Genomic DNA, 16,346 nt, shown 5'->3' with positions numbered 1-16,346 from the left:
GGAGAGCGTTCGCTCTCCTTTTTAGTAAGAAAATAGATATTAGCTTAGTTAGAGAATGTATCGCGTAAGTTATGCGCTGCTGTCACCATGTTCTTCAATGCTGCTTCTGTTTCTTTCCAGCCACGTGTTTTAAGACCGCAATCAGGGTTAACCCATAAGCGTGCCACATCAATGTATTCACTGGCATTGGTGATTAACTGTGTCATCCATTCAACACTTGGTACGTTTGGAGAGTGAATATCATAAACCCCCGGACCAATATCATTTGGGTAACTAAAATCAGTAAAGGCAGATAACAGTTCCATGTTAGAGCGTGACGTCTCAATCGTGATAACATCCGCATCTAATGCGGCAATTGACGGCATAATGTCATTAAATTCACAGTAACACATGTGTGTATGGATCTGAGTATTGTCTCTTACACCTGATGCACTGATACGGAAAGCTTTAGTCGACCAATCTAAATATGCTTGTTGTTCACTGTGACGCAGTGGAAGTCCTTCACGCAGCGCAGGCTCATCAATTTGAATTACTTTAATACCAGCCTTTTCTAAATCAACGACTTCATCACGAATAGCCAGTGCGATTTGATTAGTTTGTTCTTCACGACTGATATCATCACGGGTAAATGACCAGCATAAAATCGTCACTGGGCCTGTCAGCATGCCTTTCATTAGCTTGTTGGTTTGCGCTTGTGCATATTGGCTCCAAGCTACTGTCATTGGGGCTGGGCGTGAGATGTCGCCAAAGATGATTGGTGGTTTAACGCAACGTGTACCATAACTTTGTACCCAACCATTTTTTGAGAATGCGAAACCATCGAGTAATTCACCAAAGTATTCAACCATGTCATTACGCTCTGGTTCACCGTGTACAAGTACATCTAGCCCGAGTGCTTCTTGGCGTTTTACGACATCTTTGATCTCTGCTTGCATCTTGGTGATGTATTGGTCTTGGCTGATCACATTTTGTTTAAATTGATTACGCGTCTGACGAATATCGCTGGTTTGTGGGAATGAACCAATCGTTGTCGTTGGAAATAATGGTAAATTCAATTCTTGCTGTTGGCTTACTATACGTTGCGTAAATTGACTATGACGTTGTGCATCCTGGTCGGTAATTGCTGCAACACGGGCTTTAACGGCGGCGTTATGAATGCGAGATGATGTAGCTCGAGATGATACTACCGCTGTTGATTCAGTGAGTTGTGCTATTAATTCATCAGAACTGTCACCGCTTAAAAGCGCATTGATAGTGCTAATTTCAGTCAATTTCTGGGTCGCATACGCTAGCCAAGATTTTAGCTCTGAATCGAGTTTAGTTTCATTATCTAGGTCAACGGGGCTATGTTGTAATGAGCATGAAGATGCAATCCATAAACGCTCACCTAACTGTGCTTTAGCTTGCTGTAATGCGCTGATTGATTGCGCAAGATCGTTACGCCAAATATTGCGGCCATTAACAATACCAGCAGATAAAATAGCATTATCAGGGAGTAATGCTAATGCCGACTCTAATTGCTGTGGCGCACGAGATAAATCAATGTGGAAGCCATCAACAGGCAATGAGAATGCTAACTCAGCATTGTCACCTAGCGCACCAAAATAACTGGTGAGTAGTAGTTTGTTGCTACCTTTCGCTAATTCAGTATAACTGGTTGTCAATGCCTGTTGCCATTCGCTTGTTAGATCTTGAACGAGAATAGGTTCTTCAATTTGCAGCCATTCAACACCTTCAGTTGCGATGTTAGCAAGTAGTTGCTTATACGTTTCAACAAGTTGAGGTAGTAATGTCAGTTTATCAAAATCACTGTTGGTTTTACTTAACCAGAGGTAGCTTACCGGACCTAGCAAATTGGCTTTAATTGGGAAACCAAGTGCTTTTGCTTCTTGGATCTCTTCAACAAGTTGGTTGTAGCTTAATGCGAAATTTTGGTCTTCGTTTAGTTCTGGAACAAGATAGTGATAATTAGTATCAAACCATTTCGTCATTTCACATGCCGCAGCTTGTTGACCACAGCAAGGGCTAGAACCTCGCGCCATATTGAACAGTGTATCAAGGGTGATCGTTTCTTCTTGATGACGCTCTGGGATAACACCTAACGTCGCTGACAATGCCAATACTTGGTCGTACCAAGCAAAGTCACCCACAGTGATGAAGTCTAAACCCGCATCAATTTGCTGTTGCCAATGTTTAGCGCGGAGTTGTTTACCAACGGTTTCTAGCTCAACTTTGGTGATGTCATTTTTCCAATATGACTCAATTGCTTTTTTTAATTCGCGGTCTGCACCGATACGGGGGAAACCTAATATGTGTGATTTAGCCATCTTTAACTCCATTTTCTTAGATGTATTTTTTTGCTTGAGTCTTAAACTTTAAATTAAAACGGTAAACTTAATGTATAGACGCTTAGCTGTTTAGATGGCTAAAGTATTGAACATTATCTCACATGAATCAAATTCATATTTTTACTGATTAAGTTGAAATTAATTGATGTTGGCATTATGCTGAACTTAGCCATCCGTTTAAAAGGGAATTAACGATGCTCGAAGTTAAGCATTTGAAAACTATAATTGCATTAGAAAAGACAGGTTCATTAGTCGAAGCATCTGAAAGTCTCTATATGACGCAATCAGCGTTATCACATCAGATAAAAGATCTTGAAGACCGTTTAAATACGGCGTTATTTATTCGAAAAACAAGACCGCTACGCTTTACTGTAGCAGGGGAGAGGGTGCTTAAACTTGCGAAATCAGTATTACCTATGTTTGCTAATACTGAACGTGATATTAGCCGTTTATTATCGGGTAATGCAGGGCGTTTACACATGGCAATCGAATGTCACAGTTGCTTTCAGTGGTTAATGCCGGCGATTGATGTGTTCCGTGACCAGTGGCCTGAAGTCGAGCTTGATTTAACCTCGGGCTTTAGTTTTGCGCCTTTACCAGCATTAAAGCGGGGAGACCTAGACTTAGTGGTGACCTCTGATCCACAAATATTATCAGGTATTCATTACGAACCGCTGTTTAGCTATCAGCCGATGCTTGCGGTCAGTCGCCATCATGCTTTAGCAGATAAAGCGTATATAGATCCAGAGGATTTGAGTGATGAAACGTTGATCACGTACCCTGTAGAGCAGGAACGATTAGATATTTTTAATTTATTTTTAGATCCTGCAGGTGTTTCCCCTCATGCCATTCGACATGCGGAATTAACCATCATGATGTTACAGCTGGTGGCGAGTGGGCGCGGTGTTGCGGCATTGCCAAATTGGGCGTTAACAGAGTACTTAGAAAAAGATTATATCCTAGCTAAACCACTCGGTGAGGAAAGCTGTTGGACAACCTTGTATGCGGCCATTCGTATTGAACAACTTGAAATGCCGTACATGGTTGAGTTTTTAAAAGATGCGAAAGAAAGTTCATTTCAGCAGCTGAAAGGGATAAAAGCAGTGAACGGATAGTCTTTTAATGGTTAAAAAGGGAATGAGCTTGGTGAGTTGTTCATCCCCTTGATGAATCTACTCTATGTTAAGAGTAGTCTTCAAACTACGAGTAGACCTGTACTATTGTTCATTCAATAACTGCTGCACAAGCATTCTGACCGTATCAATATCAAAAGGTTTATCACATAGTGCCGAGACACCAGCTTGTTTTACAGCGGTTAACTGGGCGCAGCCTTCTTCAGATGTCACCATCAAAATGGGTAAGTAAGATAATTCTGGGTTCATTCTGATCTTTTCAATTAACTCTTTGCCATCCATTTCCGGCATGTTGTAATCGGTAACGATCAAATCGAATGTATTTTGTGCTAGATATTCCAGTGCTTCGACACCATTTTCTGCTGTGGTGATATTCACAATACCCATGCTATTGAGTACGCGACAGATGTGTTTTCTCGCTGTCAGGCTGTCATCAACTACCAGTATTTTTAATGTGGTTACATCGTATAAATCCAGTTCCATTTCTTCTGGTTCAATGTAACTCAGTGTGGCATTGAGGGCGCGTTGCAAGTCTACAAACTTAAATGGCTTGGGCAAAATTGCGATAGCGCCAGCTTGTTTCACTTGATCTAAGACAGAAAATCGTTGCTCGCTAGAAATGAGCATAAAGGCAATATTTTCAGTCAGCACATTAGATTTAACGAACTCCGCCAATTCCGCGCCAGAGCCATCTTCAAAATACATCGCGCTGATAATCAAATCCGGAATAAATCCGGTTAAACTTTGCTTTGCCTGCTCGATTGAGACAAGGCATTCGATGTTATCAACACCAGCGTCTTGTAATTGTGTAGTAATGAATTTACGTTGTGTGCTAGAAGGCTCAATTAATAAAATTGACAGGTCACGAACTTCAAGACTCATATTATTCCTTGTAACATATTATGTTGCTTTAATTTAAGTGTTTGATATTAGTGGTTTTAACTTATATCCGATATTTTATAATAGCCGTATTAAGCATATATTTGTATGATTTAGTCTATGTTTTTACTTGGTGCGCCACTTTTTTATCACCTTTGACGAAAAATACTGTCTTTTAGGGCGGTGATGTAAGTCATTGTTGCGTAGCAATAAGCACTCTGTTTTGTTATTAATACTAATATATTTCCGCAGTTCATCATAAAGTGAGCTGCAAATGTGTGACGTAGAACGTGTATTGTTTGCCCTTTAGGCAGGCGCAATGGAAGCCGTTATTTATACCGTGGTAGGGATCGACAGATGAGCATATACCCAAATCAGGTGATAATACCGGTTTGTATATATGCTCATCTGGGTTAGCGCAAGACACATTATTTTAGGGTTACTTGTCCGTTATTGCATTAACATACGGCGTAGCTTGCGCCGATACTTTTAATCGACGACGCTGAGTAAAGCCAATTAAGCCCAACAATAGTAATGCCGGAATATAGAACCATTGACGAGCAGGCCGTTCAACCGGTACTCCAACGCTAGCGATCACCTGGTCAAAATCGAAGCCTACTTTTGATGCAGGGCTATCAAAGCTAACGTTATCGATCATGATGTCACCATTGTCTTGTACCAGTAATTCTAACCCATAAGCTTCGACGCGCTCTTGCCCTGTCGCTTCATCACCAACGGCGATTAGCATCGTGAGGGTGACAGGATCACCAACATCATTTTGGCCGTTTACTAGGATCCGTAGTTCCTGCCCCGGCTCGACATCAGCCATCGCCTGTGCCAAACCAGCACCACCGCGTTCATCATAAGGAGGCTCCACATAATCCATCCAGAATCCAGGGCGGAATAAGGTGAAGGCGATTAACATTAATGCCATCGATTCCCACACTTTTGATTTAGCCAAGAAGTAACCCTGAGTACCCGCGGTAAAGATCAGCATTGCGGCTGTTGCGACAATGAAGATAAGTATGCCTTCGGTAAAGGTGATATCAATTAACAACAAATCCGTGTTGAAAATAAACAGGAATGGTAATAAGGCGGTTCGTAACGAATAGAAGAAGGCAATGAAGCCAGTGGTCATTGGCTTACCTCCAGAAATCGCCGCCGCCGCAAAGGAAGCGAGTCCCACTGGTGGAGTCACATCGGCCATTATACCAAAATAGAAGACGAACATGTGCACTGCAATTAACGGTACGATCAAGCCATTTTGCTGACCAAGACTAACAATAACTGGCGCTAATAACGAGGATACAACGATATAGTTAGCCGTCGTTGGCAGACCCATGCCTAAAATAATACTCAGGATTGCGGTCCATAATAAGATCAATATGATGTTACCCATCGACAAGAACTCAACCAATGCAGCCAGTTTTAGTCCAACTCCGGTTTGAGAAACTGCACCCACGATAATACCAGCCACCGCCGTGGCGATACCGATACCTATCATGTTTCTGGCACCAGCAATCATTCCGTCGATCAGTTCATCAAAGCCTAACTTAAAACGGCCTGACGTTGTTTGATCGCGGAAAAAAGCAAACACATAACGCTGGGTCAGCAAAATGAAAATCATCAATATGGTGGCATAGAAAGCCGAGAGGCCAGGAGATAACCGCTCAACCATCAGACACCAAATCAGTACAATTACCGGTAGTAAAAAATGCAGTCCAGCCATTACCGTTGGTTTTGTTTCAGGTAATTGAAGGACCGGAGAGTTCGGATCGTCAAGTACCAAATCAGGGTAAGCAGAGCTTAGTTTTGCCAAGAAGATATAGGCCACTACGGTGATTGCGCCCATAACCCAAGGCGTTAAGTTTTTACCAAAGGTATCCTGAATCATATCGACCAGGAAGAATAAACCAAAGGCGCCAACCACAATGTTGCACAATACCATAGCGCCTGTAGAGACGATTTTGGTATAGCTATTTTCTGCGGCGCGCGATTTTAGGCCTTTAAGTACCAGGAATTGAATGAGTAATACCGCAATAATCCCCGTCAGACGAGCCCCAGAGGATGCCATGACCTGATAAACTTCAGATAAGTAGTAGAGCCCACCACCCATAGCCAGAATAGCCGATACTGTCATCGCCCAAGACAGCATCATATATTTAGCAGGCTTGCTTTCACCTCGCTTAGTCAAGCCTTGCATATTAGATTTCATCGCCTCTAAATGGACTATGTATACTAGGGCAATATAAGAAATCATCGCGGGTAAGAACGCATGTTTAACCACTTCGAAATAAGAAATGTTAACGTATTCCACCATCAGAAAGGCCGCCGCTCCCATCACGGGAGGCATGATCTGACCGTTTACCGACGAGGCAACTTCAATCGCACCAGCTTTCTCAGCGCTAAAGCCAACTCGCTTCATCATTGGAATTGTAAAGGTACCCGTAGTGACCACGTTGGCAATTGAAGATCCCGAAATTAACCCGGTCATACCGGACGCAACTACCGCTGCTTTTGCAGGCCCACCCCGGAGGTGTCCCATCATTGAAAAGGCTATTTGAATAAAGTAATTACCCGCGCCAGCGCGATCTAATAAGGCCCCAAATAATACGAACAAGAACACTAATTCGGTCGAAACACCCAGTGCGATCCCGAAGACCCCTTCAGAGAATAACCATTGGTGATCCATAGTGCCACCAAAAGAAGAACCTTTCCAAGCTAGTAGTCCAGGGGCATAGGGTCCTAGAAAGGTATAAGCTAAGAATACAATGGCGACGACCATTAAGGGAGCACCTAAGGCGCGCCGCGTTGCTTCGAGCAACAGAATGATGCCAATAACCGAGAACACAATGTCTATGTTATTGGGGTTTGCGGGGCGGTCAGACAATCGACTACCGAACAGCGTCTCGATCAATGCCAAATCGGCGATAAACGGATAAAGTGCGCAAAAGGCACCGACTATCGCTAAGCTCCAATCGAACGGTGAAATATGCATCCGCGAAGAACTTTTCAGTGCCGGATAGACCATGAAAGTAAGAAAAATGGAGAATGCCAAGTGAATTTTACGAGCTTCATCTCCTGAGAATACGCCCCAGCCAATGGTAAATGGTACTGGTGACGCGATCCAGACTTGAAATATCGACCAGGCTAGTGCTGTCGCTGCAAGTAGTTTAACAATAACTTTATTGGACGGCGTTCGAGCGCCAGTGTCACTTGATGCAACCAGTTCCTGAATATCTCCATCACTCATTTTTGATGTGTTGGTATTATATGCACTCATCCCTTTCCCTCTCTGGCGAACTCCAACCCTAAAATGTTGATAACATATCGCATTATTAATGAAATTTTGGCTTAACTTTATTGTTTTTCACCACTGCGGATATTTCAGAAACGCAATCAGGCGAAAGTGCGCTAATACTTTCGCCTTAGTTGATTGCTGAATTAAAATTCAGCCGTAGTCGTTTGTTCGATTATATCCAACCACGTTCTTTGTAGTAACGGATCGCACCGTCGTGAAGTGGTGCTGATAGGTTATCAATGATCATGTTGCTTTCTTTCAGGTGAGCAAAAGCAGGGTGCATTTTCTTGAAACGTTTGAAATTTTCAAACACTGCTTTTACGATCTGGTAAATAGTTTCGTCGTCAGTCGCTGTTGAACTAACAAAGGTCGCGGCAACGCCAAAAGTAGCTGTATCGGTAGCTGAACCTTTATACATGCCCCCTGGAATTGTAACCATTGCATAATAATCATTGTCAGCAGCTAGCTTCTTAGCTTGTGCATTGTCTACCGGAACTAATATCGAGTCACAAGACGTGGTCGCTTCTTTGATTGAACCATTGGGGTGGCCAACAGCGTAAACGATGGCATCCACCTTCCCGTCACAAAGCGCTGCCGCTTGTTCTGATGACTTTAATTGTGATGCCACAGCGAAGTCATCCATGGTCCAACCCATTTTAGCCATGATAACTTCCATGGTGCCACGCGAGCCTGAACCTGGGTTACCAACATTGACTTTTTTACCTTTAAGATCGGCAAATGTCTTGATGCCTGAATCGGCACGAGCAACAACGGTGAAAGGTTCTGGATGAACCGAGAATACCGCTCGTAATTCTTTGTATGCTCCGTTTTGGAACTGGTCTGGCGCGGTGCCGTTATACGCATGGAATTGCCAATCCGATTGGGCCGTCCCCATGTCAATATCTCCGGCACGAATACCGTTAAGGTTAGTTATTGAACTACCTGTTTTATGAGTACAGTTAATATCGTGATCGGCAGTGCCTTTGTTAACTAGGCGACAGATCGCACCACCAACTTGATAATAAACTCCCGTTTGACCGCCGGTACCAATTACCACATGTTTAGTTTCTGCAAACGCAGATGTTGTCATCATGGCCGCGACACCAACGATGGCAGTGAGGGCTAGCTTTTTGATTAACATTCTTATCTCCTTTTTTTTATATTTATACAATTAGCAGGTAGCCAAAACGGGATAACGCCAGTTATTTAAACCGGGATATTGTTATCCATAGCCATGGCTATTTTCTTTAATTCCTGGTTATTGCCATTGCTGGCCCCGCCCCATAGTTCACTCGACAATAATTGCATATCGCCCTGTTCAAAGTTGAAGGCATGGTCGCGATCTGTTGCTAACAACAGCGGCCCGTCAAGGTCAACAAAAGAAGCGCTTTGAGCGATTAAGAAAGCGGGAGCCATGGCTAATGAGGTACCAACCATGCAACCGGTCATCACGATAAAACCTTGTTGCTGCGCAGCGGTTAGTAACCGTAAGGCTTCGGTTAAGCCACCGGTTTTATCAAGCTTAATATTAATTGCCTGATAGAGCCCAGCCAAACGCGGTAAATCATCGCTGGTATGGCAAGATTCATCGGCGCAAAGCGGTATCTCAGACTTAAATTCTGCCAGCTGATGATCGTCTGCGCTGGGCAGCGGTTGTTCAATTAGGGCAACATTAAGTTGCTTTAATCGCGGGAGTAACTGCTTTAACAAGTCGATATCCCAGGCTTCGTTTGCGTCAATAATAAAACGAGAGTCCGGTGCAGCCAAAGCAATGGCACACATGCGCTCTAGTACCAGTTCGCGATCTAATTTTACTTTTATTAGTGGTCGTTCGCTAAGGCTTGCCGCCTCGCTGGCCATCTTGTCTACTGTATCTAAACTCAGAGTTTGCGCCGTGACCTGAGGTATTGGAGTCGTGATATTGACTAACTGCGCCACAGGTAACTGGTGTTGTTTAGCAGTTAAGTCCCACAGGGCGCAGTCTAGGGCATTGCGGGCGGCGCCAGGCGGTAACAGTGCTAACAAGTCTTGGCCCGTGGTCGTGTGAGTTAGCTGTGGCATTATTTGCGATATTTGCGACATCACAGACTCGACTGTTTCGTCATAACGGGCATAAGGGACGGCTTCGGCCCAGCCTGTATGCTGGCCGTCGCTTAATGTAACTACCACCACATCTGCCTGGTTTTTTACCCCGCGTGAAATTCTAAATTCTTTGGCTAACCGCCATTGCTGCTTGGTTATAGTGCAATTAAGTTGGCTCATCCTAGATCTCCGAACACAAGTTATCGATAATGGAGTCAACGCCATGACGCATAGGGTCTACACAAGGTAAGCCGAGTTCTAGCTCGATAGTGCGACAGATATCAAGCGCCTCGCCATCACTGACACTGGAAGTATTAAGGGTAATGCCAACCACCTGTGCTTGGGGGTTTGTGACTCGTGCTGTGGCAACATTTAGCGTGATGGTGTCTGCAATTGAAGGTAGTGCGCGATTTTTAATACCACGCATTGACTCTCGGTTAATGGCATGACAAACCACAATTGCATCTGCCTGAGCACCGTGCAGTAAACCAAGGCTAACCCCTGCAAATGCGGGATGCGATAATGATCCCTGACCTTCAACGACATCCCAATGCTCTGGGTCATTGGCTGGTGATACGCTCTCACTAGCACCTGCAATGAAATCTGCTACGACGCAATCAATGGCAACGCCATTACCAGCAATCAAAATGCCACATTGGCCGGTGGCACGAAAGTCCACAGCTAAGCCACGCTGTTTCATTGCCTGTTCAAGGCTTAGTGAGGTATACATCTTACCAACCGAACAATCAGTACCAACGGTGATTAACCGTTTACCGCTGCGTTGCTCGCCAGTGCCAGTGTTAAATTTTTGCTGTGGATGTCGAATATCAATTAGTTGTAGATTTAGCTTTTCTGCGAGCTGTTTAATTTGTGGAATATCACTTAATTTATCATGTAAACCACTGACAATATCAAAACCGTTATTTAGCGCATCAACAATAAATGGTATCCACTTTTTATCGATAGTTCCGCCGCTGTTAGCAAAACCGAGCACAAACGTTTTTGCGCCAGCTTGTTTTGCTTCTGCGATACTCATATCTGGTTGATTGGCTGTGACGCTACAGCCATCTAAGCGGAATTGACCTGTACAAAGCTCAGGGCGCCAATCGGCAACCCCTTTAGCCATTTTAATTGAAAGGTTATCGGTGGCATCACCTAAAAAAAGTAAGTATGGCGCTTGTATCTTCATGGGGCTATTTCCATCTTAGGGTTAGTGTTGTTTGGAGAACTAACCTTAAGCGAGCAAACAAAAAACTGGAAATAGTAAAAACTACCCAGCCTATAACCTTAGGTTATAGGCTGGGATTCTGGCGTGTGGTGTTTAGCATTGGAAAACTCAATCACCAGTTCAAGAAAATCATTGGCTATCTGCGAAAGATTTTTATCTTCAAGTCGTAACACGGTTAAATTAAAATTAAGTGCTGGTTTAATGGCCGCTATAGCAACCTTATCGCTGAGATTACCCCGAGCGGTAAATTCATCAATAGCACACACACCGATATTTTGAGCAACCAAACGTGCGGCAATAAAATAGGTTTGAACCGTGATATTAGTATTAATGGCAATATCATCTTCAGTTAATCGATGCCAGAGTAAATCACCTAAGGGACCACTGTCGCCAATACCAATCACTTCCTGATGTTCAAATTGATCTAGGCTAACATGAGTCGGTATCTCGGGTAGTAAATCACGTGGGTACATCATGACCAACTGTGACAAACAAACGAGCTGCTGTTTAATTCCAGGCTGTGGCGGCGGTGAGAACATCAATGCAAAATCAATTTTGTGCTCAGTGAGGGCCTGACGAACCTCGTCATGGTGCATCGTTTGTAGGTGTATATGGACTTGCGGGTTAAGTTTATTATAACGCGCGACAGCCTGCGGAATAAGTTCGAACCCTAAAGCAGGTGCTAGACCAATGGTTATTTTACCACTGCTTTTATTTTTAAGATTAAGCGCACAATGACGAACCGAGCGGAGCTGTTGATACATTTTGTCTACCTCACCAAAAAGCAAGTTCGCCTCTTCGGTGGCAATCAACCGTCCTTTTATCCGCTCAAATAACGCAAAGCCTAGTTGCTGCTCGGCATGAGCTAACACTTTGCTGACCGATGGCTGCGACACATGCAAAAACTCAGCCGCATTAGTCACCGAACCAGTCATATAAATGGCATGAAATACTTCAATATGGCGTAAACGCATGGTAAATTCCGTTTAGTTAGTTCCGTGTGATTAGTCAATCTTTTGCGTGGGGCTCACTGCTTAGCATCACTAAGGCGTAGCTTAGCATTTACTAGACTGGTGGAATAGCGCCGTAGCCGATTGTTGCTCTCCCACATCACGTTAGCTGTGAAAAGGTTAAACGCATAGCGAAAACAATCGTGGTGAGCCACTTTAATTTTACTGACTATAATCTGTGCTGAATGAAAACGGTACGATAGATTAATTGATGCACTGTTATTGATACTTTGGTAAAGCTACCACGGTTTCTGTCACGAGTTATCCGTTACGATAGGTATTTTTAGAAACATTTATTACCGCAGCCCTTGAGCGTTAGGCCTATATTGTCTACAATAGCGCACTTTTTATTTACTACAGGTCACGAACATGAACGATATTAAATCGAAACCAGCTTTACCGGATCGCCTTTCGGGTAATCCCCGCAGCCCACATCATATAGAAGAAGTTTTCCAGCACGACATTGGTATTATACTTAATGGTAAAGAGCGTTTCGATGTTGAAGAATATTGTATCAGTGAAGGTTGGGTAAAAGTACCGTCACATAAAGCGTTGGACCGTCGCGGTCAACCGCTTTTGATGACGATAAAAGGAACTGTTGAATCGTTTTATCGTTAAGACGTGTCAATAACTTAGTTAAGGGTCATCCCTCCTATTGAGTTGGCGCAATTGTGACGTATTTTTGCAATGCCACTTATTATTGGAATCTAAGTCATCGCAAAAAGGGCCTAGAGAAATTTAGGCCCTTTTTGCTGTAAAAGCTAATTATCAAGGTCGCTTAACGTACGTTGCTTATAAGCCGTACCTGCATCTGTTGTTTCAAACTTTGCTAACTTAGCAGTAAGCTCGAGTTCAAACGTTTGCACTTGAGCCTTGTATGACAAGTTTGATAGGTCTTGACCGATAAACTTAGTACCTAATCCTTCTAGTGTGGCGCGGTAGTGTAAAACAATCTGTTCACGTTGTTTTATATCAAGTCCATTTATCCAGCTTACATCTGTCGTTATATGCTCCGCACGTTGAATCCCATTTTCGATTAAGCTCGCTGTTGTTGTCAGCAAATCTGTATCACGAGGGCTGGTAATGATAATGGTATTAAGCCGTTGTAAACCCTGCGATACGTTATTGTAGCTTAGCGGAATTAATTGCTGATTTAGCAGTTTGAATTGTTCTTCAAGTGGAGAGTAATAGTTTGCTGTAACTATATTTATTTCGAGAGCACTGATTTTTTTCTGTAACTTAGCACGCTCAAATTCTTGTCTTGAAACTAAATAATCATCCTCAATCATATTTATGATGTGGTTTAAATCTTCATTAATAATCGCGAAATCTCTTTGCCATACATTGTCTATTTTGGGGGTTAGATATTCAATATCAGCCAAGGGTTGAGATAAAAATGTAGTTACCTGATTTTTTATTTTTTGCGCTTTAATTAATCCATCATTGACCTCTGAAATCCCTTCTAAAACAGTACTTTCTGATGGGCCACCAAAAAAACCTTGATCATTGGGATCGAATCTATTCACGAGTTTGCGCATACTGACTAAATCTTTTTGAACTGACTCCCAAGTACTTGGGGCATAGGTAGCAAAGTTTTCATCTTTCACCTTTAGGTAAGTTTGCTCAACGTTCGTCACGGCATCGTTTACGCGTTGATTGAGGCGTGTATTACTGACTTTAATTTGTTGGAGTTCTACTGTCGTCGATGACTTTTTTTCAAAGCTGGCACAACCTGTGATAAGGGTGATAAATACAAGGGTATGAGTGAGTTTAAATATGTGCATGTTCATCCATCCTAAAGGGTGTATTGAGGGGTGAATAACCGTAATTTAACGGTTTGTATAAGACTAGTGTGGGTTAATATATTTGTGGTGAAAATAATGATAAGTAGTGATAACTATTTGAAAAATTTGATCTAGAGTGAATAAAATCGGAAGGGGATGTGGGGAGGTTGTGTTATTCAAAAATAATTAAAGGTAAGATCTGCAGCTTAGTTGACTAGCACTTAGCTGCAAGTAAGTCTATATTCTCACATTGGTCGGTAAGCTAAAGCTGAACGTTGTACCTTGGCTTAACACGCTAGAAACCGAGATCTTGGCATGATGCAGTGAAAGTAGTTTGGCAACGATAGCAAGTCCTAACCCCGAGTTTCCTTGCTGACCATTGACGGTATTTTTAGCCCTAAAATGAGCGTCAAAAATCCGGTCAACATCTTCCTTCGGAATACCCACGCCAGAATCGGCAATACTAATGATTAGCTGGTTGTCTTTCGGTTGCAGATGGATCTTAATACTGTCACCGGATTGACAGTGTCTTAGGGCGTTATCAATAAGGTTGGTTAGTACTCGCTCCAATTTAGCAATATCGGCAATGGCTTGTAGACTTGGATCTTTAGGTTCAACTGACAGGGTAATATTTTTCTGTTGTGCTTGTAGCTGAAATTTACTTAATACATCTTGTGCCAGCTCGGCAACTGCGACAGGTTCTTGATATAGGCTTACCGTATTACTGTCGAGTTGAGCGAGCTCGATGATTTGTTCGACAAGGCGTTGTAATTGATTCGCGTTCTTTTGTGCCACTTGAATAAAGTCACTTCCGGCCGTTTCTGGATATTGTAACAACCAGGTTTCAAGATAACCTTTTAAGGAAACTAGCGGTGTTTTTAGATCATGGGAGATATGCGAAAGCATTTCTCGACGCAGTTGCTCCGTCGATTTAATCTGTGTAAGTTGCTTGTGTATCTTCTCTTCTAATGACGAAAAATTATTGTGTAGATTGATAATCTCATTCGCAGCATACTGATGCGGTGTTGATGTTGAGACCGTTGAGAAATCATTTTTAACAAAATTAGTCATGTCTTGATCAAGTTGTATTATCGGCCTCACGACTCGTGCAAAAATGAATACTAATAGCGCAAAAGCAAGTGCGAAGAATACAATAAGTGCCGCAAGGGTCTTATACATACCGCTATCGAACGATAAGTTTTTTACGATGCTATCGTATTTATCGCCACCGAGAATGACAAAGACATAGCCAATTTGTTGGTTATCTTTAAATATAGGGGCTGTTGAAAAGAGCTTTTGTTGATCTAGACTTCTAGGGTTATCGGCATAAATAGGGTAGGTAGCGCCTTTTATAAAATGGTCTAATGGTTTTGTATCAATCGATTCCCTTTTTATTTTATTCGGTTCTGCTGCATAGACGAGTAATTTACCTTGGTTATCTGTGATGTATATTTCGTAGCTGGGGCCAAGCAACATTAAACTGTGGAAGGCGGGTTTTAGTGCTGTAAGACTAATCTCGCCTTGCTGTAAATCTTCAGAATAGTGGATGATTTGCTGCGCTAAATTTTTGTGTAGTGTTTGTTCTACGCGGGCTGAGTTTGTATCCGTAATGACACAATAAATAAAAAACAACCCGGCAGCCATAGTGGTAAACAAAATAATTAACGGGAATGTAATTTGTCCTAATAAAGATCTATGTGACATCGCTGACCTCCAGTTTGTAGCCAACGCCCCACACTGTTTTAATGTATGTAGGTTCTGCAGGGTTCGGCTCTATTTTGTTTCTTAATCTATTCATGTGTGAATTTACCGTATGTTCATAACAGTCGTTATGATAATCCCATACTTCAGCAAGCAATTGCTCTCTGCTATACACACGGCCAGGCGATTTGGCTAAAAATAATAGCAAAGAAAATTCAGTACTGGTTAAAGAGATGAGTTCCTTATTCCGATGAACACTATGCGTCGCTTGATCTATGACTAAGTCTGCAATCTTGATTTGTTCTGGTTCAAGGTTATTTGCAGCTTGTACATTACTGCGGCGAAGTAAGGCTTTTACACGGGCTTGTAATTCTAATACGCTAAATGGTTTGGCAAGGTAGTCATCTGCACCAGCTTCTAACCCTTGAACTCGATCTAATTCTTCTGTGCGAGCGGTTAACATCATAATAGGAACAATCGCATCATTGGTTCTTATTTTTTTGCATATATCTAACCCATCCATATCTGGTAGGTTTAGATCTAATAATATAAGCTGGAACACATTGCTACGTAGCTGTTCAAATGCATCTTTAGCGTTATGGCAACAAGTCACTTTTTTGCCGATCATCTCTAAATTGATTCGAATTAAATTTGCGATATCTTGTTGGTCTTCTACCACCAATACGTGTGTATCCATTGTGTCCTTACCTCTTATATCGTCTTAATAATATGCTTATTTAGGGCCTAACTGCGCGTAGATACTAATCGCAACAATAAAAGTAGGGCATATTAAATCTTAGTTAGTGCGATCTATGCTTGATTTTTTTGTAAGCGGCTGTATTGATATCATACATATGCACATTTATTTATGCATTTTTAT

The 16,346-nt window shown here is 42.4% G+C and carries 12 protein-coding genes and 1 pseudogene; 2 read left to right on the top strand and 11 right to left on the bottom strand.

From position 1 onward, the window contains the following. Window positions 1-44: 44 nt before the first annotated feature. A complete protein-coding gene (metE, locus tag HWV02_RS14465; protein WP_211688391.1) occupies window positions 45-2,327 on the bottom strand; it encodes a 5-methyltetrahydropteroyltriglutamate--homocysteine S-methyltransferase in 2,283 nt (760 codons plus the stop codon). A gap of 215 nt (window positions 2,328-2,542) precedes the next feature. Between metE and HWV02_RS14460 the strand changes: the two genes are divergently transcribed. Continuing rightward, window positions 2,543-3,463: a LysR family transcriptional regulator gene (locus tag HWV02_RS14460; protein WP_211676479.1), complete on the top strand. Its 921-nt coding sequence runs from the start codon at window positions 2,543-2,545 to the stop codon at window positions 3,461-3,463. 102 nt (window positions 3,464-3,565) lie between these two features. On the opposite strand, the gene HWV02_RS14455 is transcribed toward HWV02_RS14460, so the two are convergent. From HWV02_RS14455 to HWV02_RS14430, 7 genes and pseudogenes are all read right to left on the bottom strand, one after another. After that, window positions 3,566-4,363 (bottom strand): response regulator, encoded by a 798-nt coding sequence (locus tag HWV02_RS14455; RefSeq protein ID WP_211676478.1) that lies wholly within the window; start codon window positions 4,361-4,363, stop codon window positions 3,566-3,568. Window positions 4,364-4,590: 227 nt separating this feature from the next. Beyond that, window positions 4,591-4,674: pseudogene (locus HWV02_RS23040) on the bottom strand (integrase); the annotation flags it as partial. A 125-nt stretch (window positions 4,675-4,799) separates the two neighbouring features. After that, window positions 4,800-7,643, bottom strand: coding sequence for a TRAP transporter permease (locus HWV02_RS14450; protein WP_211688390.1), 2,844 nt, complete (start codon window positions 7,641-7,643; stop codon window positions 4,800-4,802). Between the two features lie 190 nt (window positions 7,644-7,833). Then, a complete protein-coding gene (locus HWV02_RS14445) occupies window positions 7,834-8,802 on the bottom strand; it encodes a TAXI family TRAP transporter solute-binding subunit (RefSeq protein WP_211676476.1) in 969 nt (322 codons plus the stop codon). Window positions 8,803-8,867: 65 nt separating this feature from the next. Continuing rightward, window positions 8,868-9,923, bottom strand: a complete 1,056-nt coding sequence (gene dgcA / locus HWV02_RS14440; protein WP_211688388.1) for an N-acetyl-D-Glu racemase DgcA — start codon at window positions 9,921-9,923, stop codon at window positions 8,868-8,870. A 1-nt stretch (window position 9,924) separates the two neighbouring features. Continuing rightward, complete coding sequence (gene dgcN / locus HWV02_RS14435; protein WP_211688386.1) at window positions 9,925-10,932, bottom strand: N-acetyltransferase DgcN; 1,008 nt, start codon at window positions 10,930-10,932, stop codon at window positions 9,925-9,927. A 98-nt stretch (window positions 10,933-11,030) separates the two neighbouring features. Then, the gene (locus HWV02_RS14430; protein WP_211688384.1) at window positions 11,031-11,945 is read right to left on the bottom strand and encodes a LysR family transcriptional regulator; all 915 of its coding nucleotides are present in this window, start codon (window positions 11,943-11,945) and stop codon (window positions 11,031-11,033) included. A gap of 405 nt (window positions 11,946-12,350) precedes the next feature. Between HWV02_RS14430 and HWV02_RS14425 the strand changes: the two genes are divergently transcribed. Beyond that, window positions 12,351-12,599 (top strand): DUF3297 family protein, encoded by a 249-nt coding sequence (locus tag HWV02_RS14425; RefSeq protein WP_211676472.1) that lies wholly within the window; start codon window positions 12,351-12,353, stop codon window positions 12,597-12,599. 143 nt (window positions 12,600-12,742) lie between these two features. Here HWV02_RS14425 and HWV02_RS14420 read toward each other — a convergent pair whose 3' ends face one another. From HWV02_RS14420 to HWV02_RS14410, 3 genes are all read right to left on the bottom strand, one after another. Further along, a complete protein-coding gene (locus HWV02_RS14420) occupies window positions 12,743-13,765 on the bottom strand; it encodes a hypothetical protein (RefSeq protein WP_211688382.1) in 1,023 nt (340 codons plus the stop codon). A gap of 237 nt (window positions 13,766-14,002) precedes the next feature. Then, entirely contained in the window at window positions 14,003-15,469 is a 1,467-nt protein-coding gene (locus tag HWV02_RS14415) for a cell wall metabolism sensor histidine kinase WalK (RefSeq protein ID WP_255546827.1), read from the bottom strand. After that, window positions 15,459-16,163, bottom strand: coding sequence for a response regulator transcription factor (locus tag HWV02_RS14410; protein WP_211676470.1), 705 nt, complete (start codon window positions 16,161-16,163; stop codon window positions 15,459-15,461). Before HWV02_RS14410 ends, HWV02_RS14415 begins: the two co-directional genes overlap by 11 nt. Window positions 16,164-16,346 lie beyond the last annotated feature (183 nt).

Source organism: Moritella sp. 28 (assembly GCF_018219435.1).
Lineage (GTDB): Bacteria > Pseudomonadota > Gammaproteobacteria > Enterobacterales > Moritellaceae > Moritella.
Note: the sequence above shows the minus strand (reverse complement) of the source record. Positions and strands in the feature narration are given on the sequence as shown.